The organism is Chitinophaga sancti (assembly GCF_034087045.1).
Classification (GTDB): domain Bacteria; phylum Bacteroidota; class Bacteroidia; order Chitinophagales; family Chitinophagaceae; genus Chitinophaga; species Chitinophaga sancti_B.
Genome location: NZ_CP139247.1, coordinates 6,819,660 through 6,844,119, shown reverse-complemented (window position 1 = coordinate 6,844,119; position 24,460 = coordinate 6,819,660). Strand labels below are relative to the sequence as shown.

General features: G+C 43.6%; 24 protein-coding genes. 17 read left to right on the top strand and 7 right to left on the bottom strand.

Going from position 1 to position 24,460, the window contains the following annotated elements:
* Positions 1–140 precede the first annotated feature (140 nt).
* Both SIO70_RS27495 and SIO70_RS27490 read left to right on the top strand, forming a co-directional pair.
* Positions 141–1,571 (top strand): L-serine ammonia-lyase, encoded by a 1,431-nt coding sequence (locus SIO70_RS27495; protein ID WP_320576262.1) that lies wholly within the window; start codon positions 141–143, stop codon positions 1,569–1,571.
* A 198-nt stretch (positions 1,572–1,769) separates the two neighbouring features.
* Positions 1,770–4,559: a hypothetical protein gene (locus SIO70_RS27490; RefSeq protein WP_320576261.1), complete on the top strand. Its 2,790-nt coding sequence runs from the start codon at positions 1,770–1,772 to the stop codon at positions 4,557–4,559.
* Positions 4,560–4,674: 115 nt separating this feature from the next.
* On the opposite strand, the gene SIO70_RS27485 is transcribed toward SIO70_RS27490, so the two are convergent.
* The 3 genes from SIO70_RS27485 to SIO70_RS27475 are packed head-to-tail and all read right to left on the bottom strand — an operon-like array spanning position 4,675 to position 8,950.
* The gene (locus SIO70_RS27485; RefSeq protein WP_320576260.1) at positions 4,675–5,172 is read right to left on the bottom strand and encodes a hypothetical protein; all 498 of its coding nucleotides are present in this window, start codon (positions 5,170–5,172) and stop codon (positions 4,675–4,677) included.
* Between the two features lie 58 nt (positions 5,173–5,230).
* Positions 5,231–7,882, bottom strand: a complete 2,652-nt coding sequence (locus tag SIO70_RS27480) for a valine--tRNA ligase (RefSeq protein ID WP_320576258.1) — start codon at positions 7,880–7,882, stop codon at positions 5,231–5,233.
* 45 nt (positions 7,883–7,927) lie between these two features.
* Positions 7,928–8,950 carry a GntG family PLP-dependent aldolase gene (locus SIO70_RS27475; protein ID WP_320576256.1) on the bottom strand — a complete coding sequence of 341 codons (1,023 nt, stop codon included), beginning with the start codon at positions 8,948–8,950 and terminating at the stop codon, positions 7,928–7,930.
* Positions 8,951–9,278: 328 nt separating this feature from the next.
* Between SIO70_RS27475 and SIO70_RS27470 the strand changes: the two genes are divergently transcribed.
* The 8 genes from SIO70_RS27470 to SIO70_RS27435 all read left to right on the top strand — a co-directional run bounded on the left by SIO70_RS27470 (position 9,279) and on the right by SIO70_RS27435 (position 14,895).
* Positions 9,279–10,136: an RNA polymerase sigma factor RpoD/SigA gene (locus tag SIO70_RS27470; RefSeq protein WP_012793808.1), complete on the top strand. Its 858-nt coding sequence runs from the start codon at positions 9,279–9,281 to the stop codon at positions 10,134–10,136.
* Between the two features lie 167 nt (positions 10,137–10,303).
* Positions 10,304–11,257 carry a thioredoxin-disulfide reductase gene (gene trxB, locus SIO70_RS27465; protein WP_320576244.1) on the top strand — a complete coding sequence of 318 codons (954 nt, stop codon included), beginning with the start codon at positions 10,304–10,306 and terminating at the stop codon, positions 11,255–11,257.
* Between the two features lie 60 nt (positions 11,258–11,317).
* Positions 11,318–11,668, top strand: a complete 351-nt coding sequence (locus SIO70_RS27460; RefSeq protein ID WP_179091158.1) for a dihydroneopterin aldolase — start codon at positions 11,318–11,320, stop codon at positions 11,666–11,668.
* Between the two features lie 56 nt (positions 11,669–11,724).
* Entirely contained in the window at positions 11,725–12,480 is a 756-nt protein-coding gene (locus SIO70_RS27455) for a hypothetical protein (RefSeq protein ID WP_320576241.1), read from the top strand.
* Between the two features lie 69 nt (positions 12,481–12,549).
* On the top strand, positions 12,550–13,425 hold the full coding sequence (locus tag SIO70_RS27450; RefSeq protein ID WP_320576238.1) for a DUF3822 family protein: 876 nt from the start codon (positions 12,550–12,552) through the stop codon (positions 13,423–13,425).
* A 44-nt stretch (positions 13,426–13,469) separates the two neighbouring features.
* Positions 13,470–13,967, top strand: a complete 498-nt coding sequence (locus tag SIO70_RS27445; RefSeq protein WP_320576237.1) for an RsmD family RNA methyltransferase — start codon at positions 13,470–13,472, stop codon at positions 13,965–13,967.
* A 7-nt stretch (positions 13,968–13,974) separates the two neighbouring features.
* Complete coding sequence (gene coaD / locus SIO70_RS27440; protein ID WP_320576235.1) at positions 13,975–14,445, top strand: pantetheine-phosphate adenylyltransferase; 471 nt, start codon at positions 13,975–13,977, stop codon at positions 14,443–14,445.
* Between the two features lie 18 nt (positions 14,446–14,463).
* Entirely contained in the window at positions 14,464–14,895 is a 432-nt protein-coding gene (locus tag SIO70_RS27435) for a hotdog fold thioesterase (protein ID WP_320576233.1), read from the top strand.
* A 76-nt stretch (positions 14,896–14,971) separates the two neighbouring features.
* Here SIO70_RS27435 and SIO70_RS27430 read toward each other — a convergent pair whose 3' ends face one another.
* Positions 14,972–15,598, bottom strand: coding sequence for an NUDIX hydrolase (locus SIO70_RS27430; protein WP_320576231.1), 627 nt, complete (start codon positions 15,596–15,598; stop codon positions 14,972–14,974).
* Positions 15,599–15,744: 146 nt separating this feature from the next.
* Here SIO70_RS27430 and pyrE point away from each other — a divergent pair, with 146 nt between their 5' ends.
* Positions 15,745–16,383 (top strand): orotate phosphoribosyltransferase, encoded by a 639-nt coding sequence (gene pyrE, locus SIO70_RS27425; protein WP_320576229.1) that lies wholly within the window; start codon positions 15,745–15,747, stop codon positions 16,381–16,383.
* A 39-nt stretch (positions 16,384–16,422) separates the two neighbouring features.
* Complete coding sequence (locus tag SIO70_RS27420) at positions 16,423–16,800, top strand: heavy-metal-associated domain-containing protein (RefSeq protein WP_320576227.1); 378 nt, start codon at positions 16,423–16,425, stop codon at positions 16,798–16,800.
* A gap of 68 nt (positions 16,801–16,868) precedes the next feature.
* On the opposite strand, the gene SIO70_RS27415 is transcribed toward SIO70_RS27420, so the two are convergent.
* Positions 16,869–17,279, bottom strand: coding sequence for an LEA type 2 family protein (locus SIO70_RS27415; protein WP_179091155.1), 411 nt, complete (start codon positions 17,277–17,279; stop codon positions 16,869–16,871).
* Positions 17,280–17,649: 370 nt separating this feature from the next.
* On the opposite strand from SIO70_RS27415, the gene SIO70_RS27410 reads away from it, so the two are divergent.
* Positions 17,650–18,282 (top strand): WbqC family protein, encoded by a 633-nt coding sequence (locus SIO70_RS27410; protein ID WP_320576223.1) that lies wholly within the window; start codon positions 17,650–17,652, stop codon positions 18,280–18,282.
* 237 nt (positions 18,283–18,519) lie between these two features.
* Entirely contained in the window at positions 18,520–19,917 is a 1,398-nt protein-coding gene (locus SIO70_RS27405; RefSeq protein WP_320576222.1) for an arginine decarboxylase, read from the top strand.
* A gap of 396 nt (positions 19,918–20,313) precedes the next feature.
* On the opposite strand, the gene SIO70_RS27400 is transcribed toward SIO70_RS27405, so the two are convergent.
* The gene (locus SIO70_RS27400; protein WP_320576220.1) at positions 20,314–21,153 is read right to left on the bottom strand and encodes a hypothetical protein; all 840 of its coding nucleotides are present in this window, start codon (positions 21,151–21,153) and stop codon (positions 20,314–20,316) included.
* Positions 21,154–21,276: 123 nt separating this feature from the next.
* On the bottom strand, positions 21,277–21,744 hold the full coding sequence (locus SIO70_RS27395; RefSeq protein WP_320576218.1) for an Hsp20/alpha crystallin family protein: 468 nt from the start codon (positions 21,742–21,744) through the stop codon (positions 21,277–21,279).
* A 231-nt stretch (positions 21,745–21,975) separates the two neighbouring features.
* Here SIO70_RS27395 and SIO70_RS27390 point away from each other — a divergent pair, with 231 nt between their 5' ends.
* The 3 genes from SIO70_RS27390 (at position 21,976) to SIO70_RS27380 (ending at position 24,309) form a co-directional block, all read left to right on the top strand.
* Positions 21,976–22,389: a BrxA/BrxB family bacilliredoxin gene (locus SIO70_RS27390; RefSeq protein WP_146966214.1), complete on the top strand. Its 414-nt coding sequence runs from the start codon at positions 21,976–21,978 to the stop codon at positions 22,387–22,389.
* Positions 22,390–22,579: 190 nt separating this feature from the next.
* Positions 22,580–23,878, top strand: a complete 1,299-nt coding sequence (locus SIO70_RS27385; protein WP_320576213.1) for a prolipoprotein diacylglyceryl transferase — start codon at positions 22,580–22,582, stop codon at positions 23,876–23,878.
* A 2-nt stretch (positions 23,879–23,880) separates the two neighbouring features.
* Positions 23,881–24,309, top strand: coding sequence for a hemerythrin domain-containing protein (locus SIO70_RS27380; RefSeq protein WP_320576211.1), 429 nt, complete (start codon positions 23,881–23,883; stop codon positions 24,307–24,309).
* The last annotated feature ends 151 nt before the right edge of the window (positions 24,310–24,460 follow it).

The following is a 24,460-nucleotide window of genomic DNA, read 5'->3' as shown; positions in this document are numbered from 1 at the left end:
CATTCCTGGATCTGGCGATGTAGCCGTAGGCAGTTTATTCCCCCTAATATTTCGCACTAATACCGTACTGGTGTGCACCATAGCACTAGTAGATTTTAAATGATTGCAGGAATGCATTAATTTTGGTGAAATTACTACTAGTGGCACACGAATGCATATCCGTTTTTGATATTTTCAAAATAGGCGTCGGTCCTTCCAGCTCTCACACTTTAGGCCCCTGGCGGGCTGCATTACAATTCCTGGCCGAACTGAAAAAAGCAGGCCGGACACTTTCCGAAGTACAGCATGTAAGCGTTTTATTGTATGGTTCCCTGGCTAAAACCGGTCATGGGCATGGTACTGATATTGCCGTACAGCTGGGACTTTGTGGCGATGATCCCGTGACCTTCGATGTCAATAAGATCAATGAGAAAACGGACGACATCCGCCGCAGCAAAACCATGCTGCTGGGCGGTGAAAAATTAGTCGCATTCGACCCATTGGAAGACATAAGTTTTCTCTACGAAGAATCGCTTCCTTTTCATCCCAACGCACTTACTTTCTTAGTTACTTTTGAAGATGGCGGTCAGCAAGCTGCTACTTATTATTCTATAGGTGGTGGCTTTGTTGTGAAAGAAGGAGAGGTGGCAGGCGCCGCTTCGCAGGTGGATCTGCCTTTCCCTATCGATACCGCCCGCCAGTTGTTGCAGTTTTGTATCAAGACGGGGTATTCTATATCTGAACTGGTCATGGAAAATGAACTCGCCTGGAGATCGGAAGCAGCTACCCGGGAAGGTGTGCTGAATATATGGCGGGTTATGAAGGAATGCACGTACCGCGGCATTCATACCGCCGGCGAACTTCCCGGAGGATTGCGGGTAGCCCGCAGAGCTGCTGCGCTGAATAAGAAATTACTAAAAGGTAATACCTATACTGATTACGATAGTTGGATAATGGCCATCCGCCAGGGGGGTAACCATTTTGCTTATACGCTTGACTGGGTGAGCTGTTTTGCGCTGGCAGTGAATGAAGAAAATGCATCCTTTGGCCGTGTGGTGACAGCACCTACGAATGGTGCAGCAGGGGTAATTCCTGCTGTGTTGCAATACTTCATTATTTTTTGTGATGGCTATTATGAAGACAAAATCCTTCAGTTTATACTTACTGCTTCCGAAATAGGTAGCATTTTCAAAAAACGTTCTACTATCTCTGCGGCCATGGGTGGTTGTCAGGCAGAAATCGGCGTCTCTTCTGCTATGGCAGCAGCAGCGCTGACAGAGTGTCTTGGTGGCTCTCAGCGGCAGGTATTGATGGCTGCTGAAATAGCTATGGAACACCATCTGGGTCTTACCTGTGATCCGATTGGGGGGTTGGTGCAGATACCTTGTATTGAGCGGAATACCATGGGGGCGATTAAGGCTATTACGGCTTCGCAGTTAGCTTTACAGAGTAATCCTGAACTGGCTAAGGTATCGCTGGATGCGGTGGTGAAGACCATGTGGGAGACAGCACTGGATATGAACAGTAAATATAAGGAGACCTCTGATGGTGGCCTGGCGGTGAATATTCCAATTAGTTTACCAGAGTGTTGATAGCGTAAGAAATTGGCCTGCAGAGGTAAGAAAAAGATCTTTTAATTTTTAATATAGGGATTGGTTTTGCCAGCAGGTACAACCAATCCCTTTTTTTATGGATTGTTTAATTTGCCTGCGGCAGACTCTATCCTGGCGAAAGGTCGCATGGCGTAACGCAATAATTATGTATATTGTCAGGCTATACCTACAAATGTTATGAGATTATTCGCGTATCTCTTCCTGTTACTTTTTCCTGTCAGCCTGTTTGCCCAGGTATTTGGCGGAAACCCGCCTTCGTTGAAATGGCACCAGATCAATACGGACACTGTTCGTGTGATCTTCCCCGCAGGTCTTGAAAAAGAAGGCCGCCGGGTAGCCAACATTGTCAATTACCTGGATGCCAATACCCGTGGTTCGATTGGTACCAGAAGGATGAAAGTGAACATCGTTCTCCAGAACCAAACCCTGGAATCTAATGGTTATGTGGCACTGGGGCCTTTCCGCTCAGAGTTTTACCTGACACCTCCGCCCAATCCTGATCTCGGTTCCCTGAAATGGGAAGAGCAATTGTCCATTCATGAATACCGGCACGTATTACAGAACAGCAACTTTGATCAGGGAGCGAGTAAAGTTGTTTCCTATGTATTCGGACAAATGGGACTGGCAGCAGCTACCAGCATCGCAGTACCCAACTGGTTCTGGGAAGGGGATGCCGTCACAATGGAAACAGCACTCAGCAATCAGGGGAGAGGCAGACTACCTTCTTTCTTTGATGGCTTCCGCGCTTTGTCTTTAGAAAAGAGAAACTACTCTTTTATGAAGGTGCGGAATGGTTCTTATGTAGACTATACACCGAATCATTACCCGCTGGGTTACCTCATGAGTATGTACGGCCGCGAACATTATGGTCGTATGTTCTGGAAAGACATTACCACCGATGCCGTTCGGTACAGAGGTCTGTTTTATCCCATGAGCCGTAGTCTGAAAAAACATACAGGCAAAAACGTGGTAGGGTTCTATCACAATATGCTGAATGAATACGCGTCACAATGGAATACTTATGCAAAGGACTCCGCTGTTCCCGGCGCCCCTTTGATGAGCGCACCGCGCACTGTGACTGACTATAAATACATTTATACCGTAAGACCCGGTCAGTGGATCGTTTACAAATCTTCTTACAAAAAAGTACCTGGTTTTTACCTGATCGACAGCACGGGCGGTCAGGCTTTGCTGACAAGACCGGGTATTCAGTTTGACGATTATTTCGGATATAAAAATGGTCGCCTGGTTTGGACAGAAGCCCGCTACGACCCTCGTTGGGGATGGAAAGATTATTCTGTCATCAAACTATATGACCGGGAAACCGGGAAGAAAAAAACACTGACCCGCGGCACCCGTTATTTCTCTCCTGATATCAGTGCAGATGGTAAAAAGATCATTGCGGCTTACACTTTGTCTTCGCAGGCATTCGGTTTACAATTGCTGGATGCAAACGATGGCAAAGTCATTGCTACTTTACCCAATCCACAAAACTGGTATTACACCTATCCCAAATTCTCTGCGGATGAACAAAGTGTGATCAGTGCGGTTCGCAATTCAAATGGGGAGATGGCTATGATCAAACAATCACTCAGCAGTGGTGAAGCAGAATTGCTCACGCCTTTCAGCTTTAACATGCTCAGCATTCCGAATGTACAGCATGATACCATCTACTACACGGCCAGCTATAAAGACGTAGATAATATATATGCCCTCACCCTTGCTGACAAACAGATACACCAGGTCACCAATCATGACAACGGTGTACTGCATGCTACTATAGAAGACAGGGGTGTTGTATTTAGTGGGTTTACATCCAGAGGTTATCAGTTATATACTGATAGCATTAGCTGGAAACCAGTCGATGCCAGTGTAAACTATCACAGTAGCTGGCTCAGACCTGATTTCCAGGAAGGCGGTAATATCCTCTCCACTGTGCCTGACAAGGATTACACTATTACAAAATACAGGAAGAGTACGAAGCTGATCAACCTGCATAGCTGGTTACCTACCTTCGATGATCCTGATTATAGTCTGACGATTTATGGGGATAATATCCTGAATACAGCGTCTACTTCTTTAGGATATACTTACAACAGGAATGAAGGTAGTTCTGCTATTACAGGCAACTTCATTTATGGTGCGCTGTTCCCATATCTGCAGGCAGGTGCTACGTATACTTTTAACCGCTCGGACCTGTATGCTAACAGAGGAAGATTGTATTGGAATGAAATGGATGTACATGGCGGGATTACAATACCATTGAATCTGTCTGAGGGGATGTATAGCCGTAGCATTTCCTTTGCTTCCACGTACCATTATCTGGAAAGATATCCACAGGGGAATTTCAAATTCCTGCATCCTTCATTGCAGTACATTGGTAATTCATTTGTATTCTACAATGCAAGGATCAAAGCGACACAGAACCTGTTCACCCATTTTGGTCAGTATTTAGTACTCTCTTACAATCATTCACTGGACGATCTTTTCGCAGAGCAGTTCTATGGAAAATTTGACCTCTACTTACCAGGTTTGAGTCAGAACCATAACCTGATTTTGCAGGCAGCGTTCCAACAGCGGGATACCATGAGGAATTATTCATTTTCTGACAATTTCGCTTATGCAAGAGGGTATAATACGCCGTATTATAAATGGGTGTATAAATTGGGCGTGAACTATCATTTCCCGATTGCCTATCCTGACTGGGGCTTTGGGCAGATGCTTTACCTGATGCGGGTGAGGGCGAACTTATTTTATGATTATAGTAAGTCTTATAACTACCTCAATAATTCTCATAGCCAATTTACATCAGCGGGTACGGAGGTGTTCTTTGATACGAAGATTGGGAATGTGTTGCCTTTCTCTTTCGGGTTTAGGTATAGCAGGTTGTTTGATAAGGATCCGGCAGATAATGCGAAGGATAGGTTTACGTTTATTATTCCGCTACAACAGTTATTTAACTATTAATAAAAAGGGGCTGTCCAACTTCGAGACAGCCCCTTTTTATTCGGGTACCTGATGGAGAGAATTTTCGTACTTGCAATTCTCAGAGCCTTCCGGCAACTTATGATACATCCCCTTTTTATCTTACAATAAATTGCAATTTCGGTACTCTGTACAATTTATCGCCTGTATAATTCACTATAATATTATCAAAGTAAAATACTTCTCCTTTATCCAGCATCTCCTTAATCCTTGTGACCCACAGCGCAGGCAGTTTATCTCCTTTAAAACTATCACCTACATACTCCGTATAGATACCTGGTTTACCTGTAGAATCATTCAGGTAATATTCCTTATTCTCATAAGTAAAATCAAACGATACCACTGGATATTTCACATTCTTCTCGTCTCTCACTACAAGTGCAGAATCCAGTAATTTCACGATCTCCGGACGGGGAATGCTATCACTCAGAAAAATGCCCCAGGTACTTCTGAAACGTAATTTAGTATGGGTAGTAGTTGCTTGAGTTGCCGCCGGTTTTTTGGCTGGCGTAGCCTTTGGTTTTCCTGACTGTGCATACAGTGAGAAAGCAGACATGACAACGAGGATACCTGATAGTATAAGGTGTTTGTGCATAGTACTGAAGGGTATAAAAAAATCGCCCGGAGAATTAACGTCCGGGCGATGTCTAAAATTATAAGGATTTTAAACTTTCCGTAATAGCGGCAATCTTTGCTTCGGCATCAGCTTTCTTTCTGCGTTCCAGCTCAACAGCTTCCGGCTTGGCATTCTGTACAAATTTTTCATTGCTTAGCTTCTTGTCTACAGAGGCAAGGAAGCCCTCGTTGTAGGCAAGGTCTTTCAGCAACGCTTCTTTTTGTGCAGCAGGATCGAGTGCAGTTTCTGTTTCCAGGTAGAACTTATCCTTTTGTATTACCAAGGCAATACAGCCACTTACTGGTGCATTCACATAACTGATCGCTTTTGCATTTACCTGCTTGATCAGCATGTCTTCAATTTGTTTGAAGGCTTTCTGTTGTGCAGTATCGATGTGCAATGCAATCGGATCTTTAGGCTTGATCTGGTTCTTGGCACGAGCATCGCGGATGCTGGTGATCACTTCTTTGGCCAGCTCGCCCTGTGCCAGGATGTTGGCATCAACGGTGGCAGGTGTTGCATATTGTTTTATAGTCAGGTCGTCTCCGGCTTCGCGGGTAGCGAGGAGCTGGTAGATCTCTTCCGTTACAAATGGCAGGAACGGATGTGCTAACTGCATCAGTTCTTCGAAGAAGTAAACCGTCTTTTTATAGATAGCAGCATCGATTGGCTGTTCAAAACCAGGTTTCACCCATTCCAGGTACCAGTTACAGAAGTCGTTCCTGATCAGGTGGTTACAGATCAGGTTCAGGGCTTCGCTCAGTTTGAAATCCTTGAACAGATCGATTACCTGTGCTTTTACTTCATTCAGTCTGTTTTCAAACCAGTTGACTGCAAAGTGAGCTTCTTCGCTGTAGCTGGCGCCTTCAGCCACACGACCTTCCCACATTTTCACCAGTCTCAGGGCATTCCAGATCTTGTTATTGAAGTTACGTCCCTGTTCACAGCTTGAATCGTCAAACAGCAGGTCATTACCGGCAGGGGAGGCGATCATGATACCGAAACGAACGGCATCGGCACCAAAGCGGTCGATCAGTTCCAGCAGGTCCGGGGAGTTACCCAGTTGCTTACTCATCTTACGCCCAAGTTTATCACGCACCATACCGGTGAAGTATACATCACCGAATGGCTTTTCATTTTTATATTCCAGACCTGCCATGATCATACGTGCCACCCAGAAGAAGATGATATCCTGACCAGTTACCAGTACGTTAGTAGGGTAGTAGTAGTTGATCTCTTCGTTGTTAGGGTTGGAAACGCCGTTGAACACTTCCATGGGCCAGAGCCAGCTGGAGAACCAGGTATCCAGGCAGTCTTCATCCTGGCGGAGGTCTTCCGCTTTCACTTCCACACCTTTTGCTTTGAACTGTGCGACAGCGTTGTCAAGGCTGGTAGCCACTTCAAAAGTACCATCCGGTGCATAGTAAGAAGGAATGCGCTGTCCCCACCAGAGTTGACGGGAGATACACCAGTCCTTTACATTTTCCATCCAATATTTGTAGGTCGCCATGAAGCGATCGCCGGGGTGGATCTTAACATCACCGTTTACAACTGCATCGAGGGCAGGTTTTGACAGTTCTGCCATCTTCACGAACCATTGGGTACTGATACGGGGTTCAACTACAGTGTCCGGGTTACGTTCGCTGTAACCGAGGCGGGTAGTATATTCCTGTTCTTTTACCAGCAGGCCCTGATCAGCGAGGGCAGCCACCACCAGTTTACGTGCTTTGAAGCGGTCTTCGCCGATGAATACGCCGGCAGCGACGCTGAGGGTACCGTCGTCATTGAGGGTATCAACAACTTCGAGGTTGTGTTTCAGGCCCAGGTTATAGTCATTGATATCGTGTGCGGGTGTAACCTTCAGTGCACCGGTACCAAATTCCTTGTCAACGTAAGTATCGAAGATGATGGGTACACGACGGTTGATCAGCGGAACAACAGCGAAGTGGCCGATCAGGTGTTTGTAGCGTTCATCGTCAGGGTTTACGCAGATAGCGGTATCGCCCATGATGGTTTCAGGACGTTGGGTTGCGATGGTGATAGATTCGCCGGTGAGGTTACCATCGCCATCTTCCAATGCATATTGTACATGGTACAGTTTACCCTGCAGGTCTTTGTACAGTACTTCTTCGTCACTGAGTGCGGTTTTAGCTTTAGGGTCCCAGTTGATCATACGGGCACCCCTGTATATTTTACCTTTATTATAGAGGTCTACGAATACTTTGATCACTGCTTCATAGTAGTGGTCATCCATGGTGAAGGTGACACGATCCCAGTCGCAGGAGCAGCCGAGTTTTTTGATCTGGCTGTAAATGATACCGCCATATTTTTCCTTCCACTCGAAAGCGTGTTTCAGGAATTCCTCGCGGGTGAGTTGTGATTTTTCGATGCCCTTTTCAGTTTTGAGCATGTTTACCACTTTGGCTTCTGTGGCAATGGAAGCATGGTCGGAACCGGGCACCCAGCAGGCATTAAAGCCACTCATGCGGGCACGGCGTACCAGAATATCCTGTACAGTTTCGTTCAGGGTATGTCCCATATGCAGGACGCCGGTGACGTTTGGCGGAGGTATTACAACGGTAAAAGGAGGGCGGTTGTCCGGTTTACTACGGAAATACCCTTTGTCCATCCAGTGTTGGTACCACTTGCCTTCAACTGAAGCAGGTGTATAATTTTTAGAAAGTTCCATGCTAACGATATATCTGATTATATAAGAGTGTGCAAAAATAAGAGATTATTCCATTTCGGCTATTACAGCGCAGGTTTTTGCTACCATAACAGGTGAAATGTCAAGGTGAGTGACCATCCGGACCGCGGTATCAGATACAGGGTTGAGCAGAATTTCTTCTTTTTTCAGGTAATCGCAAAAAAGACGGGGAGTCCAGTCGTGGCCTATCAGGTCAAAGCTGATAATGTTAGTTTCCACTGGCAGCATATGGCCTACGAAGGATTTTTTGAGTAGTTCCCCGGCGATGTCTTTTGCATGCAGGTGATCTTGTGCTAACCTTTCAATATGGTGTTCCATGGCATAAATACCTGTAGCTGCCATAAAGCCTGCCTGGCGCATACCGCCACCGATCCTTTTGCGAACCCGGCGGGCTTTGCGGATAAAATCGGTGCTACCTATTAAAACGGAACCAATTGGGCAACCCATTCCTTTATTCAGGCATACTGACAGACTGTCAAATATTTCCCCATAGGTGGCAGGGTTTTCCCCGGTTGCAACGAGTGCATTGAAGAGCCGGGCACCGTCCAGGTGGAGTTTGAGGTTATTTTGAAGGCAGACTTCTTTGATCCTGACAATTTCTTCCATGTCATAACAGCATCCGCCGCCACGGTTCATGGTATTTTCGAGGCAAACGAGGCTGGTAGCGGCTTTGTGCACATCGTCAGGGTTGATGGCTGCCAATACGTCGGAGGCAGTGATCATGCCTCTGTCACCTTCCAAAGGGCGGCTCTGGGCGCCGGAAGTGGCAGCGATACCGCCGCCTTCGTAGATATAGATGTGCGCTAAGTTGCTGTGAATCACCTCATCACCTGGTTGGGTATGTACCTTGATCGCGATCTGGTTACTCATGGTGCCGGTAGGGCAGAACAGGGCGGCTTCTTTTCCAAAATAGGCAGCCATCATGGCTTCTAATTTATTCACTGAAGGGTCTTCTCCGTATACATCATCTCCGGTGGCTGCAGTGTACATGGCATCAAGCATGGCGGGCGTTGGGCGGGTAAAAGTGTCGCTCCTGAAGTCAATTATCATTATTGAAGAATTTGCAATCTATTGAAGAATAAATTAGTGAAGTTATTAATTTGAATGAGATTCTTTTTCAAACGTTAAAATTTATATAAACCATTAAAAATACCTACTAAAGGGCTATAAACTTTCGTTTATATAAAGTACTTTGTTATACGAATGGTGAGGTAAAAGAAGAATTTGGCAGTGTGGGGTATTAGCACGATCTTTGCAGGCTAATTTGTTATAACGAGAGTAGAGAGAGGTGGAATAGATTGTAAGATATATATTTTACTAATTTCAACAAAATAAATCTTCTCGTGTTATCTATTTTATAAACTAATACACTTTCAATATGAGGCAACTTAAAATTGCCACCCAGATCACGAACCGTGATTCGCAGGCGGTAGAAAAATACCTGCAGGAAATTTCAAAGATCCCTTTGTTAACACCTGAGGAAGAGACTGTATTGGCGCAACGTATCAAAATGGGCGACCAAAAGGCTCTTGAACGTTTAACTACAGGAAACCTGCGTTTCGTTGTATCAGTTGCAAAGCAATATCAGCACCAGGGCTTAAGCCTGAGCGACCTCATTAATGAGGGCAATTTAGGGTTGATCAAAGCTGCGCAAAGGTTCGATGAAACGAAAGGGTTTAAATTCATCTCCTATGCTGTGTGGTGGATTCGTCAATCCATCCTGCAAGCTTTAGCAGAACAAGGACGTCTTGTGCGTCTGCCGCAAAATAAGATCGGCACTTACAATAAAGCGAACAAAGCCTACATGGCATTTGAGCAGGAGAACGAGAGAGAGCCATCAACAGAGGAGTTAGCAGAGATCCTGGAAATGTCTGAATCAGAAATTAACAATATCTTCCAAAGCAATACCCGTCACATGTCACTCGATGCACCAGTACACGAGGCAGAGGACGTAGCAATGGGTGACCTGCTGGAAGGTGGAGATATTACTGATGATGACGTAATGCGAGATTCACTTCGTGAAGAGATTCGTCGTGTTCTGAAATCACTCAGCCCACGCGAAGCAGAGATTGTGAATGCGTATTTTGGTCTGGATGGGGAAAATGGAGCAACGATCGAGCAAATCGGTCAGAAGTACGACCTTACAAAAGAAAGGATTCGTCAAATTAAAGAACGCGCCATCAAGAGGCTGCAAAAGGCCCGCTACAGCGGAGCGCTCAAATCTTATCTGGGATAATAGTAAAGTGTGCACAGAGGACCTCTGTCGTCAATATTATAAATCTATTATGTCTATAACTGCACCGGCTGTAATCTTTATAGCCGGTGTTTTTTATTATATAAGTAAGTGTACCTTTGCAAGTCAAATGAATTTCGAGCCACACTTTATTAATTTATATAGCAAGTATGGAAACTAATCAACAGCAAGAGCATGTGCATTTATTGATCATAGGTTCTGGCCCGGCAGGTTACACCGCTGCCATTTATGCGGCCCGCGCAAACCTGAAGCCAGTGCTTTACCAGGGTATTCAACCTGGTGGTCAATTGACAATTACAACAGAAGTAGAAAACTATCCGGGTTATCCTGAAGGTATTCAGGGTCCTGAGATGATGGTGGACTTTGAAAAGCAAGCGACCCGTATGGGGGCTGATATCCGTTATGGCCTCGCCACTTCCGTAGATTTCAGCAGTCAGCCGTATAAAATTACCATCGACGAATCTAAAGTGATTACTGCCGATGCGGTGATCATCGCGACCGGTGCTTCTGCAAAATGGCTGGGCCTCCCTTCCGAACAACGCCTGAACGGTAGTGGTGTTTCTGCCTGTGCCGTATGTGATGGATTCTTCTTCCGTGGAAAAGAAGTAGCGATCGTTGGTGCCGGTGATACCGCCGCTGAAGAAGCGTTGTACCTGTCCAAAATGTGCTCTAATGTACACATGATCGTTCGCCGTCATGAAATGAGGGCATCCAAAGTGATGCAGGACCGCGTACTCAAGACTTCCAATATCATGGTATACTGGAATTCAGAAACCCAGGAAGTACTGGGCGATAACAAGGTAGAAGCTGTAAAACTACTGAATACCGCGAAGAACGAAGAGCAGACGATCCCTGTCAGCGCTTTCTTCGTAGCTATCGGTCACCAGCCAAACTCCGACATCTTCAAGGATTACCTGGAGCTGGATGAACAAGGTTATATTAAAACGATCCCAGGATCTTCCAGAACTAACCTGGAAGGTGTATTCGCCTGCGGAGACGTTCAGGATAAAATTTACCGCCAGGCAGTAACAGCTGCAGGTAGTGGTTGTATGGCCGCCCTGGATGCTGAAAGATATTTATCTGCAAAAGAACACCAGGCGTAATTATATTATTATTGAACAAGCCAGCCGGATGCGAGTCTGGTTGGTTTTTTATTTTTTCCCATGCTGACAATCGGACTCGAACAAGTACATTTTCATGCTTTCCATGGTCTTTACCCTGAAGAAAAGATAATCGGGAACGACTTTATTATTGATGTGTATGTAACGATACCAGGTGTCTCTCCAATCGACAAGATTTCAGAAACCGTTAATTACCAGGGCTTACTAAATGTGATCAAGCCCATTATGGAAATTCCACAGCCCCTGCTGGAGCAGGTAGTGTATGCTATAACCGATGCTATCAAGCATAAATACCCCGAAGTACAGAAAACAGTTATTTCTTTGCGCAAAATGAACCCTCCGATGGGTGCTTCCGTACGTAATTCTATCGTTTCCCTGGAAAAGACTTATTAAAATCTACCCGGATTTTATTAAATTTATTTATTTTACTATATGAAAAACACCTTCCTATGTTGAATAAAGCACTGGTACTTGCTTTTATACTACTCATTCAGGGGATTGCGTATGGACAAACGGCCGATGAAATGATCGATCAGGCCCGGACACTGGAAAAACAAATGAAAGAGGCGCCGGCACTCGGCCTTTACAAAGATGTGCTGAAAATTCAACCTGATAATATTATTGCACTTATAGGAGCCAGCGAGATCTGTAGCCGGGTGGGCAATCGTGTGACTGACAAGGACGAAAAATTAAAGAATTATAACGACGCCAAGACCTATGCCGAGCAGGCTGTAAGACTGGCGCCGGAAAATGCTGATGCTAATTATGTGATGGCAGTAGCTATGGGTCGTCAGGCCCTGATAGCAGGCGCTAAAGAAAAGGTAACTGCCGCAAGAGAGGTAAAGCGGTATGCTGAACTGGCCATTAAGTTTAATCCTAACTATGCGAAGGCCTATCTGGTATTGGGAAAATGGAACTATGAAATGGTAAACCTGAGCACGCTGGAAAAAACGGCTGCGAAGCTACTTTTCGGTGGATTGCCAGAGGGTACGCTGCAACAGGCTATTAATAATTACGAAAAGTGTCGTCAGCTGGACCCCTCTATTGTGTTGAATTACTTTGAACTGGCCAAAGCCTATAAGGATAATGATGAGCAGGACAAATGTATTGAAGTGCTGAAGAAAGCCGTGGGCCTGCGAAATGTATACCTGGACGATGCGAATATTAAGGTGGAATGCAGGAAGATGCTCGACGCATTGCAGTAGCCCGATTACTACATAGGGCTAAAAGTCGCTATTTTTGGTTATTATTGTGCCATATCTAATGTATTAATAATGTCTGTGACGTATAACATACATCCTGCTTTTGCCGCGGATGATGCATCGCTGCTTGAAACAGACCTCACTACCTGTCAGTTGCTGGTATTGGTGGGGAAGGGCTCCTTTAATTATGTGGTATACAACCCGGCTGCCAGAAAGTTTCTGGCCCTGAAGTCGTACCGCTTCACGCCCCAGAAAGCCACGATAGCGGATATCGAGGTTATAGAACAGGTGTTTGATACAGATAAGCTGCTTTTTACCAACTTTAGCGATGTATTGCTGGCATTTGACGGGGGCAACAGCACCCTGGTGCCTGAAGTGCATTTTGACGCTGCCATCAAAAAAGACTACCTGCACCTGATCTACCCTGAACAGGCACAGGAACTGATTATGGCAGACACGATCTCCGACCAGCAAATGGTCAATGTCTATTCAGTAGATAAAGACCTGTTTGGGTTCCTGCGCAAAGAGTTTTCTACCGACAAGTTCGCGCATGTGAATACCGGGCTGCTGAAAGGTTACCGTTTTGACAATGACTATTTAGAATTGAATGGGATCATTTACCTTGATATTCAACAACATAAATTTACACTGACCGTTTACCGCTTCGGCAAATTGTTATTGCAAACAGAAATGAATTCCCAAACCGGTCTGGATGTGGTGTATCACCTGATCAATACCATTCGCCAGGCAGGATTGGACGAATCGCAGGTAAAAGTGAAAGTAGGAGGGCCTGTGACGCCGGATTCCCAGATCTATGAGGAACTGCACCGCTTTGTTCCAAAACTGGAATGGGTACCTCGTCTTACAGGTTTCTGGTACATTAATAAAATGGAAGAAATTCCTGGCTATTACTTCAACAATCTTTATTCCCTGGCATTATGCGTATAATTGGAGGAGAGAAGGGGGGATTACGATTTCAACCACCCGCAAACATGCCTCATACCAGGCCCACCACAGACATTGCAAAAGGTGGCCTGTTCAATATCATTGAGAATAACCTGGATCTGCCTTCGCTGAAAACACTGGATATCTTTGGTGGCACCGGTAGTATCAGTTATGAGCTGAACTCACGTGGCGTAGAAGATCTGACAATCGTGGAGAAGGACAATGAGATGGCAGACTTTATTAAAAGAACAGCAAAAGAACTGAATGTTCCCCTGAAGCTGTATAAAATGGATGTGTTCCAGTACCTGAAGCAATGTACCGAGAAGTACAACTTCATTTTTGCCGGACCTCCATATGCACTTACCACTATCGACCAGCTACCTCTTTTGGTTTTTGAAAAAGAATTGCTGGAACCTGAAGGTTGGTTTGTGCTGGAACATACTCCCCGTAATAATTACAAATCGTATCCGTACTACCGGGATGAAAGGAACTATGGTACTACCATATTCTCCATTTTCATTAACCGGCCGGAACTGAAGAAATAATTACAACATGCAACGCATTGCTTTATTTCCTGGCACTTTTGATCCTATTACATTGGGTCATACTGATATAATAGATCGTGCCCTGGACCTGTTCGACGAGATTGTAATCGGTATCGGTACCAATTCCAGCAAGACACCCATGTTCAGCCTTGAACAACGTATTCAGTGGATTAAGGACATTTATGTTCAGATTCCAAAGGTGAAGGTACACACCTATGCCGGGTTGACGGCTAAGTACTGTGAGGAGATCGGCGCCCGGTTCATATTAAGAGGGATCCGGGGTGTGGTGGATTTTGAGTATGAAAAGGCGATTGCGGATGTAAACAGGATGATGGATACTAAACTGGAGACTGTATTTTTGAGTTGTACACCGAAATACTCTACGATTGCCTCTTCACTGGTACGGGATGTATTGAAGTATGGGGGAGATGCAACGCCACTTTTGCCTGAGCAGGTGTTAAAACATATTAATCGATAACTATTAATCAGAACAGCAATGAAACCGATCTGGCGTTCTTTAAATATATCCCTTGACCAGTTGAATGAGAATGGGGAGAACACGATGGCCGCTTTTCTTGGCATGGAGTTTACGGAGATTGGGCCTGATTATCTGCGGATGATGATGCCGGTGAATGAACGTACCCGTCAGCCATATGGTTTATTGCATGGAGGTGCTTCGGTAGCACTGGCTGAGACGGTAGGTAGTGTGGCTTCGGCACTGATAATAGATCCTGAAACTCAGATTTGTGTTGGGTTGGATATTAATGCCAATCATATCAGGGGTATAAAAGAGGGGTATGTGCATGCGATAGCAAGGCCTTTGCATCTTGGGGCGACCACGCATGTGTGGGATATAAAGATTTGTGATGAGCATAATAAGCTGGTATGTATAAGTCGCCTTACGGTGGCGATACGGGATAAAAGATAAAAAGACGGGTCGACCCGTCTTTTTATCTTTTATCCCGTAGGTATTTTATCTTTTATATAGCGTAGTGTGTTATTTTTTAGACCGCATAACCATCCTGCTTAAAGACAGCGATGATATTCAGGTAAGAGAACTTGAGGTACTTGCCCAGGTGTTCCGGTTTGATCCATTGAATATCGACAATACCTTCTTCGATCTGAGGAATGGTCAGTTCCGTACCGGTAAACTTCATTTTATACCAGTAGGTGTGTTTTAATATCTTCTTTTCCTTGTAGGTGTAGTAGTGAAAGGTCTCCGTGATCTTGTGTTCGATGTGCACGTTGTGAAGCCCTGTTTCTTCTCTTACTTCTCTTAAAGCGCAGGTTTCGAGACTTTCTCCTTCGTCAAGTTTTCCTTTTGGCAGGTCCCATTTGTCGTTTCTGAACATCATGAGGACTTCTTCTTCCGGGTTGGTAATGAGGCCGCCGCCGGCTACGAGTACGGTGAAATAGCCTTTGATGGTTTCCAGGAGTTCATGTGGGTCCGGATGAATGAAGATGGCAGAAGGGGATTTTCCTGTTTCCAGGGCTTGTAAGGTTTCTTCTATTGTGTTTGTATCTGGTTCCGTGAACAGGGCTGCTTCCTTGTATTCAGCTGGTATGGCCTGATGGGTGGCAAGGATGAACAGCGGGCGTTCGTTGAGGTAAATAACAGTATCCTTTTGCATGGGGCAAAAATAAGGAAACGGGGGTAATTAAAGTTGACTCTGAATGTTACCAAATAACTGTTAAATGTTGATTTGTTAATAAGAAATGTCGAGAAATTAGACAAAAAATACGCGCTGTTGCACTTAATTACGCAATTTTGCGAATTATGAGTAAGATCAGCGAAAAACAGGTAGCAGAAAAACTGCTCCAGATACAAGCCGTTAAGTTAAGTCCGGCAGCCCCTTTCACCTGGGCATCCGGTTGGAAATCACCTATTTATTGCGACAACCGTAAGATCCTCTCTTACCCTTATGTACGCGACTACGTGAAATCGGAGCTGTGCAATGTGGTTTTTGAGACATTTCCTGAAGCCGCGGTACTGGCAGGTGTAGCCACTGGTGGTATTCCCTTGGGTGCGCTGGTAGCTGACCAGCTGAAGCTGCCTTTCATCTATGTCAGGGCGAAAGCAAAGGAACATGGTATGGGTAACCTCATTGAAGGGGTATTGCAGCCAGGCCAGCCTGTGGTTGTGGTAGAAGACCTGATCTCGACTGGCAAGAGCAGCCTTGAGGCTGTGAACGCCATCCGTGCAGCAGGAGGGGAGGTAATCGGTATGGTTTCAATCTTTAACTATGGTTTTGATATCGCAGTGAAGGCATTTGAAGCTGCGGGGGTTCCTTTTTACTCCCTGAGTAATTATGGTGCGCTGATTGAACTGGCTGCTGAAAAAGGTGTGGTATCCGGCGATGATCTGGCCCTGCTGGAAGCGTGGAGAAGTGCTCCTGACCAATGGACTGGTAAATAAGCAAAGTTTTTGCTATATTAGAACTATAAAACGTAAAACATGCGTATTGCTAGATTAGTAATGGTATTAATGCTGGGTTGCTTTGGAATGACTGCCATGGCCCAGGTAAAGAAAGGTACACTGGTGACTGCTAAGATCGCTACACCCACTGTACGTTGTGAACAGTGTAAGAACCGTATCGAAAGATACCTGTCAGGAGAAGAAGGTGTGCAATCTTCCAAAGTAGATTTCAAAAAAGGAGAAACAACTGTAAAGTTCTACAGTGATCGTACCAATATCGAAAATGTGAAGACTGCTATCGCAAATGCGGGTTATGATGCGGATAATGTGACAGCTAACGAAGAATCTTACAAAAAACTGCCTACCTGCTGTAAAAAACCAGAAGATGGCGGTACACCGGACAAGAAGAAACATTAAGTGTTAGTAAGTAGATACAAAAAAAGCCACCGTGAATGTGGCTTTTTTTATTTTCTTTGTATAAGAACTTAAAAGAAGTTTAGCGGCTGTTTTGTCTCACATTTTATCGGAAAAGGCAGAAAAACGCCCCCTTTACCAACTTTACAATTTCCCGAAGCCTTGATAGTCACTTCCTTATTCATGAGTGCGCCAAGCGCATTTTTAAACACATTTTCCATATTCACTTCCAGTTTTACGGGAAAGTAAAAAGTGTCCTTTGCAGGAATCATGATCATGGTATCCTGGATAGAATGGCCAACCTGGGTATCGTCAAAGTAAAGGTCAAAATTGGCGTCTTTCAATTTCAGGTTAAAACCGTTTGGATTGTAATATGCCAACGTCATCCGTATGATGCTCTTTTGAAAACCGAGGTTGTCGAGATTGATACCGGCTACTCTCACAAACTCAAGATCTTTAAACTTTTCACAAGAGCTTGCCATTCCCCATATCAGGAAAATGCATATCGAAAGACGTAAATACTTCATGATGTCTAAATGGATTTTGCCAAAGTTAATGCATTTTCTTCCCCTTGAAAGACGATTTAACGTTCTCTAAATACCTCCTCAGCTTCAGATTTTACTTGAAGCAAGATTCCCCTGAAAATGAATACAAAAGCTACTAAACTATTTAGTAAATTTGCAGTTTCCTGAATTTTTATGTCAAAGGTGAAATGCTAATTTTACTAGCATATTTTTGAGAATGCTATGAGCTGTTTAACAATTACTTATAATAATCGTTAGACAATAATTCATAAGTAACTTCGCATCTTAAAATAAGTGTATTCAGGTTTAAAACAACAAATTCGACAACATGGCAGCTGATGCAAATCAAAAAACATTATTGATTGAATCTCAATACTTTCCAAACTTATTCTTCTATAAGACTTTAACTGAGCACGATATATTATTGATCGAGAGATATGAGCACTATCAAAAGCTTAGTTTTAGGAACCGTTGCTACATAGCCGGACCTAACGGAAGTATATTATTAAGTGTTCCCCTGGCCCGCGGCAAGAACCAAAGGACGGTGATGAAAGATGTGAGAATCAGCAATGAAGAAAAATGGCAGGCACAGCACTGGAAGACTTTGGTTTCTGCCTACCGTCGTTCACCCTGGTTTGAATACTATGAGGAAGAGCTGGGTCAGCTGTACGAACGTCCATTTGAATACCTGATGGACTGGAACCAGGCTTGCTTCGAGTGGGCTAACAAGGTAATTGGGTTATCCTCCCCTACTACCTATACTACTGAATATAGGAAGATTTATACCGAAACTAACCTGACAGATGCCCGTGATAGCATGGTACCGGGTAAAGAAAATGCCAAAACCGATCTGCCGGAATATACCCAGGTGTTCCAGGAGAGGGTAGGCTTCCTGCCAAATCTTAGCATTCTGGACCTTATTTTTTGCGAGGGAAAACGCAGTCTGACGTTATTAAAATAAGGGAAAATTTACATATATAAATGTATTTAACATATTGAAAGCGTTAGATTTAGCTTAATATCTAACCGTTTAAAAAAAAAAGAAACTTTTTGTCCGGCCAATTGGACAAAATATTTAGCTTTGCAACCAATTTTGCTGGGCTTTTAAAGAACTGACGTAGGTGTGTAAACCAGGAGTTTTCCAGCGAGGGTTGTGATATGCTTTTTACTAATCCTTAAACATGTATCGCAGGTTTAAATGAACAGCACCTACACAGATCTCGTCAACCAAACCTTCGAGTTTCCCCAGGAAGGGTTTGATGTACAGGATAGCTACCTGGAATTTAATGGGGTGAATATCAAAGCGTTGATTGATAAGTATGGAACACCTTTTAAATTGACCTATCTGCCTAAAATAGGCATGCAGATCAATAAGGCCAAAAAGATGTTCCAGGATGCAATCAAGAAAAACAGGTACGATGGTAATTATTACTATTGTTACTGTACCAAAAGTTCTCACTTTTCCTTTATAATGGAAGAGACCCTGAAACACGGGATACACATTGAGACGTCTTTTGCATACGACATTGATATTATTACCAAGTTGTATGAAAGGAAAAAGATCACCAAGGAGACCAAAGTGATCTGTAATGGTTACAAAACCAAAGCTTACACAAAGGCGATTTCCAAATTGGTCAACACCGGGTTCAAAAATGTAATTCCGGTTCTGGATAACAAAGAGGAGCTGGAGGATTACCAGAAATTCATCCGGACGAAGGAAAGGGTAAAGTTGGGGCTGCGTATTGCGGCTGAAGAGGAACCTACCTTTGATTTTTATACCTCCCGTCTGGGGATCCGTTCCCGCGATGTGCTGGAATTTTATATTGACAAGCTGAAAGGCAATGAGAAGTTTGAGCTGAAAATGCTGCACTTCTTCATGAATAAGGGGATCAAGGATGACGTTTATTACTGGAGCCAGTTCAACAGAGTACTGCAACTGTACTGCCAGCTAAAGAAAATCTCTCCTGAGCTCGATAGTATTAATATAGGAGGAGGTTTTCCTATTAAGCACTCCCTTGGTTTTGACTACGACTATAATTACATGGTAAATGAGATCGTAGCGACCATTAAGAGTGTTTGTAAAAAGAACAAGGTACCGGTACCGGACATCTATACCGAGTTCGGTTCGTTCACAGTGGGTGAGAGTGGTGCTGTGATCTACAGCGTGGTAGGTGAGAAGATGCAGAACGACCGTGAGATCTGGTACATGATTGACAGTTCTTTTATTACCACACTGCCTGACACCTGGGGCATCGGGGAGAAATTCCTTATGCTACCCATCAATAAATGGGAACAGGAATACCAGGAAGTGCACCTGGGAGGGTTGACCTGTGATGGATATGACTTCTATACCTCTGAAGAACATATCAATGCAGTGTTTCTACCTAAAGTGTCTGAGGGTGAGCCGCTATATATCGGGTTTTTCCATACGGGCGCTTACCAGGATCAATTGAGTGGATATGGTGGTATCAAGCACTGCCTTATCCCGTCGCCAAAGCACGTGATTGTTGGTTATGATAAAAATGGGCAGCTGAAAGACTGGCTGTATGCCAAGGAACAAACTGCCCAGAGTATGCTGAAGATTTTGGGTTATTAAAAAAATGGGTTAGTAATCCACTGAAACACCCCGCGATTTTTCGCGGGGTTATTTTTTTATCAGGTGCTTATAAATAAAAAAAAGGCTCCCCCAGCAATTTAGAGAAGCCCAATTCCATAGCATAGGTTTATCGTCAAAAGCATAAAGGAAAATAAGACAAGTAGGGATATAAGGTTCGTTCGTATAGGGAAGAATGAGACAAATTAACGTTGTGGTGTATCAGGAGAATAGAATTCCTGTTCTATCATGATACAAAGATAGTCTGGACTAAGTCGTAGAAAAATACCCGAAAGTTGTAATTTTTTAACCTATTTATGGGTCTGGGTTTCTAAAATTCTGTTAAAACCACACCTGCATTCATTTCGTAATGCTCACACAGACGTGTAGGCTGCGTACTCAGCTTTCTGGCAACTTGCCGTTATCCAGGTAGTCAATAGCACTTTCACACTGTTTTTCAATCTCCACCAGGCAGGCTTCCAGCAATTCCTTGTTTCCATCCAGGTATTTGGACTTACCGGAACGGCTCAGACCTTTCAGAATGATGAACTGCTTAGTCAGGTGTTGATTTAATAAAGATGAGTGCTGTTTCTGTTTTTGAATGGTCTGCTCATGCTCGAGCATAAATATATTCCGGTAGTGCCTGCCAAATACCCGCATCAGAAATAAAATGTACATACCGGCATACAATGCCATGAATGGAGACAACTGCTCCGGTACATAACCTTCCGAAACCGGAAATGCCAGGTGATGAACTTTGATCCAGGATACCATACCCAGGTAAGCGCATAATAAACTTCCTAAAAACAGCGTCGTCTTCCTGTTGATAGTAATATAACAGAAGAGCAGGCTGAGTAGCCAGGTCATGGTATACTTAGGTGATACATCCTGGTTATTAAAAAAGGAAGAAGCCATAGGGAGCATCAGGGTAGAAAGGGCTACCATGAAACTAACCATTTTGGGGGATGTCCCGTTTTTCAACAGGAACATAGCGGCAGGTAATATTATAATATATACTGACAGGAGTAACAGGTCCGTGCTATTCTGATAATAAAGTGCTACAAGTAATTTTGGTATCAGCAGGAGTATATGGAAAAAGAGATAATCAAAAATCAGCTTGAGTCTGCACTGTAATCTTGTGTTGGCGGTAACCTGTAAAGCGTTGCCTATCACTGCAATTTCTGTAGTGACGTATATTTTTCCTGCCAGGGATCGTATACTTTTAAATAGTTGAGGCATAGGCCATATGGTTATATGGCAAATTATCCCATAAAAACAGGATAACCCTTAAACGTTTGTGTGAATTATAAAAAAATCCCCCCTGTAAACACAGAGGGGATTTATAGCTATTACGTTTAATCCTTATTCCACAACAATCGCTTTGGCAGCGGCTTGTATAGTTTCTTTTTTAGGCAGTGCTAATTTGAGTATACCATTCTCATATTTAGCATGGATCTTTTCGGCATCAACCTGTTCGTTGATGTTGAAAGAACGTTTGAAAGAAGAACGTATTCCAAATTCCTTACGGGTTTGTTTTGGGGCTTCGTCCTTGTTTTCAGCAGCTTTTTCTGCTTTCTCAGCACTGATAGTCAGGGCTTTGTTTTCAACGTTGATCTTAATTTCTTCTTTTGCCCAACCGGGTACGAGGAGTTCGATGGTATAACCATCTTTACCTTCATAAATATTTACTGGGGGATGTGCACCAAAAAAGTCATTTGTTAAAAAGTCGTCTTTCAGGGCTTGCTTAAATCCATTATTATTAAAAATGTCTTCTACTAAGCCGCCAAATGCTTTTGCTGCAGGATGTTGATTAAATTTTACGTATGTCATGGTTTTATGAGTTTTAGTTTTTGTTTTAAAAATTTGAACAATTAGGTATGTGCAAATGGAATACCATGGCACAAAAACTGCTATTTTGCTAGTAAACTCAAAAAAAACAGGACAAAATGGCTTTTATGGTTAAAATAACCAGTCAAAAAGTCATATTCATTCAAGTTTTTCTATTTATCCGCTGATTGTTTAACTTTGTAAAAATTTGACGAACAATAAAATTATATTCATATGTATCCAGCAGCATTAGTAATGCCAATGAAGGCAGAGTTAACAGATAATGGTTTTGAAGAATTGCTGACACCAGATCAGGTAGATGAAACATTAAAAGGTGCTGGTACTACACTGGTGATGATCAACTCTGTATGTGGTTGTTCCGCTGGTAGTGCACGTCCAGGAGTATTATTGGCTGTGGCGCACAGCGAAAAGAAACCAGACAGGCTGACTACCAGTTTTGCAGGTTTTGATACCGCTGCCATCCAGCAGATCCGTACTCATTTGCTGCCTTATCCTCCATCTTCTCCAGCTATCGCACTGTTTAAAGATGGACAGTTGGTGCATTTCATTGAGCGTCACATGATCGAAGGTCGCCCTGCACAGATGATTGCAGCGAACCTGGTTGACGCTTTCGAACAATATTGTTAAGATCAGCTTACGTAAGAAGTAAAATGCCTGGCGCTAAATTTATTTGATTTTTGTGTCAGGCACTTTACATTAAACGTAAATATGATTTGGAATTTGCGATTTTTACAGCTTACTTTGGTGGTTTGATTTTCCTTCCTGACTAATTCGGCTTTGTTCATAGGAAAACTCAGATCACCAATTTTTTTTGGCTATGTATCCTAATTTATATTACGCATTTAAGGATCTGTTAGGTTTAGAGCTTCCTTTTTTTAAACTGTTTCAGACCTTCGGTTTTTTTGTAGCTATTGCATTCCTTGCAGCCGCCTATACCCTGACCAGTGAATTGAAAAGGAGAGAGCGCCTTGGGTTATTGAAAGGTATTCCTGAAACAATTACAAAGGGTAAACCTGTAAGTACCACTGACATCCTTATTAATGGAGTAGTTGGTTTTATTCTTGGTTTTAAAATAATAGGGATCATTTCCGATTGGGAAAATGTATCCCAGGATCTCCAGTCATTTGTTTTATCTACCAGAGGTAGCTTCATAGGTGGTGTCATCGTTGGTGCTGTTGTTGCTTACTTTAAATATAGAAGTGGTCAGAAACAGAAATCTGAAAAAGAAGTGACTGTTACTGAACTCGTATATCCTCACCAACGTGTACCCGATTTCACTGTGATGGCTGCCATTGCTGGTCTGATCGGCGCAAAGGTGTTTCACAACCTGGAAAACTGGGGCGACTTCGTACAGGATCCGATTGGTGCCCTGTTATCCTTCAGTGGTCTGACTTTCTATGGTGGTCTGATCGTAGCGAGTTTTGTGATCATCCGTTACGCCCGCAGGAAGTCGATCAATGTACTACAACTGATAGACAGTGCTGCACCTGGTCTTATGCTCGCTTATGGCGTAGGTCGTATGGGTTGTCACTTCTCCGGCGACGGTGACTGGGGGATATACAACAGTGCTTATGTTACAGATGCTACAGGACATGTAGCCCAGGTAGATCCTTCCAAATTCCAGGAAGTACTCAAAGCAAATGAGCAATTCTTCGCACGCCAGTATGGTAGCCTGGAACATATTCCACACGCAGCTTTTGCCAAACCTCAGGGTCTCAGCTTCCTGCCTGACTGGTTCTTTGCCTACGGCTATCCACATAATGTAATCAATGAAGGTGTACTGATGCCGGGTTGTACCGGTAAATATTGCAGTGTGCTGCCGATCTCTGTTTATCCGACAGCCCTGTATGAAATCATTGCCTGCCTGCTGTTGTTTGCATTATTATGGAGTATCCGTAAAAAGATCAGGGTGCCAGGTATGGTATTCGGTATCTACCTGATCCTGAATGGCGTTGAAAGATTCTTCATTGAAAAGATTAGAGTGAACACTAAATATGACATTTTCGGGTTTCATCCTACCCAGGCTGAAATCATTTCTACACTCATGGTAATAGGCGGAGCTGTGTTGATCTGGTATTGCCGTAAACTTTATACATCGGCTAAAACCATATCCTGATCATGCAACGTCATTCTACCTTAGTGCCTCTTTCGCAGGAGCACCAGCGATTATTATTCGTATGCCGCTATCTTAAAAAAGATGCTGCTCCCTATGAAGGCTTTCCACTTGAAACTGATGCAAAACTGGCTTATATCGTAAAAGTATTCCAGGAAGTAATGGTACCACACATTCAAAAAGAAGAATACCTCTTTGAATTGTGCCTGGGCAAAAAACCGGAAATAGACGGGCTCCTGACAGAACTATACCAGGAACACTCCACTATCTCCCGCATGTACAGCGCACTCACTGTTACGGAAGAGAAAGATATGATAGACGCGATGGACCTGCTGGCACGTAGCCTTGAAGACCATATCCGCAAAGAAGAAAGAGTTTTCTTCGAGAAAGTACAGGCCGAACTGCCCGATGTACTGGAAAGCATCAAATGGTAAAATTGATACTACATTATTATAAATCGCTTCTACATTAAAAGTAGAAGCGATTTTTTTTTGCAACCTTTTCGCCCCTCCCTCGTCTTCTTAATACAGCCTTTAAAACAGATTTTACCAATCATCCCTATCTGATTACCGTTTATGTAAAGTT

Bases quoted from the DNA above. Each gene is read 5' to 3' on its own strand.
- SIO70_RS27450 (WP_320576238.1), top strand. From the start codon at position 12,550: ATGTCTGTGACGTATAACATACATCCTGCTTTTGCCGCGGATGATGCA.
- pyrE (WP_320576229.1), top strand. From the start codon at position 15,745: ATGAGTAAGATCAGCGAAAAACAGGTAGCAGAAAAACTGCTCCAGATA.
- SIO70_RS27475 (WP_320576256.1), bottom strand. From the start codon at position 8,950: ATGATAATTGACTTCAGGAGCGACACTTTTACCCGCCCAACGCCCGCC.
- SIO70_RS27490 (WP_320576261.1), top strand. From the start codon at position 1,770: ATGAGATTATTCGCGTATCTCTTCCTGTTACTTTTTCCTGTCAGCCTG.
- SIO70_RS27385 (WP_320576213.1), top strand. From the start codon at position 22,580: ATGTATCCTAATTTATATTACGCATTTAAGGATCTGTTAGGTTTAGAG.
- SIO70_RS27485 (WP_320576260.1), bottom strand. From the start codon at position 5,172: ATGCACAAACACCTTATACTATCAGGTATCCTCGTTGTCATGTCTGCT.
- SIO70_RS27405 (WP_320576222.1), top strand. From the start codon at position 18,520: ATGAACAGCACCTACACAGATCTCGTCAACCAAACCTTCGAGTTTCCC.
- SIO70_RS27380 (WP_320576211.1), top strand. From the start codon at position 23,881: ATGCAACGTCATTCTACCTTAGTGCCTCTTTCGCAGGAGCACCAGCGA.
- SIO70_RS27455 (WP_320576241.1), top strand. From the start codon at position 11,725: ATGTTGAATAAAGCACTGGTACTTGCTTTTATACTACTCATTCAGGGG.
- SIO70_RS27390 (WP_146966214.1), top strand. From the start codon at position 21,976: ATGTATCCAGCAGCATTAGTAATGCCAATGAAGGCAGAGTTAACAGAT.
- coaD (WP_320576235.1), top strand. From the start codon at position 13,975: ATGCAACGCATTGCTTTATTTCCTGGCACTTTTGATCCTATTACATTG.
- SIO70_RS27410 (WP_320576223.1), top strand. From the start codon at position 17,650: ATGGCAGCTGATGCAAATCAAAAAACATTATTGATTGAATCTCAATAC.
- SIO70_RS27430 (WP_320576231.1), bottom strand. From the start codon at position 15,598: ATGCAAAAGGATACTGTTATTTACCTCAACGAACGCCCGCTGTTCATC.
- SIO70_RS27435 (WP_320576233.1), top strand. From the start codon at position 14,464: ATGAAACCGATCTGGCGTTCTTTAAATATATCCCTTGACCAGTTGAAT.
- trxB (WP_320576244.1), top strand. From the start codon at position 10,304: ATGGAAACTAATCAACAGCAAGAGCATGTGCATTTATTGATCATAGGT.
- SIO70_RS27395 (WP_320576218.1), bottom strand. From the start codon at position 21,744: ATGACATACGTAAAATTTAATCAACATCCTGCAGCAAAAGCATTTGGC.
- SIO70_RS27445 (WP_320576237.1), top strand. From the start codon at position 13,470: ATGCCTCATACCAGGCCCACCACAGACATTGCAAAAGGTGGCCTGTTC.
- SIO70_RS27470 (WP_012793808.1), top strand. From the start codon at position 9,279: ATGAGGCAACTTAAAATTGCCACCCAGATCACGAACCGTGATTCGCAG.
- SIO70_RS27480 (WP_320576258.1), bottom strand. From the start codon at position 7,882: ATGGAACTTTCTAAAAATTATACACCTGCTTCAGTTGAAGGCAAGTGG.
- SIO70_RS27460 (WP_179091158.1), top strand. From the start codon at position 11,318: ATGCTGACAATCGGACTCGAACAAGTACATTTTCATGCTTTCCATGGT.
- SIO70_RS27415 (WP_179091155.1), bottom strand. From the start codon at position 17,279: ATGGCAAGCTCTTGTGAAAAGTTTAAAGATCTTGAGTTTGTGAGAGTA.
- SIO70_RS27400 (WP_320576220.1), bottom strand. From the start codon at position 21,153: ATGCCTCAACTATTTAAAAGTATACGATCCCTGGCAGGAAAAATATAC.
- SIO70_RS27420 (WP_320576227.1), top strand. From the start codon at position 16,423: ATGCGTATTGCTAGATTAGTAATGGTATTAATGCTGGGTTGCTTTGGA.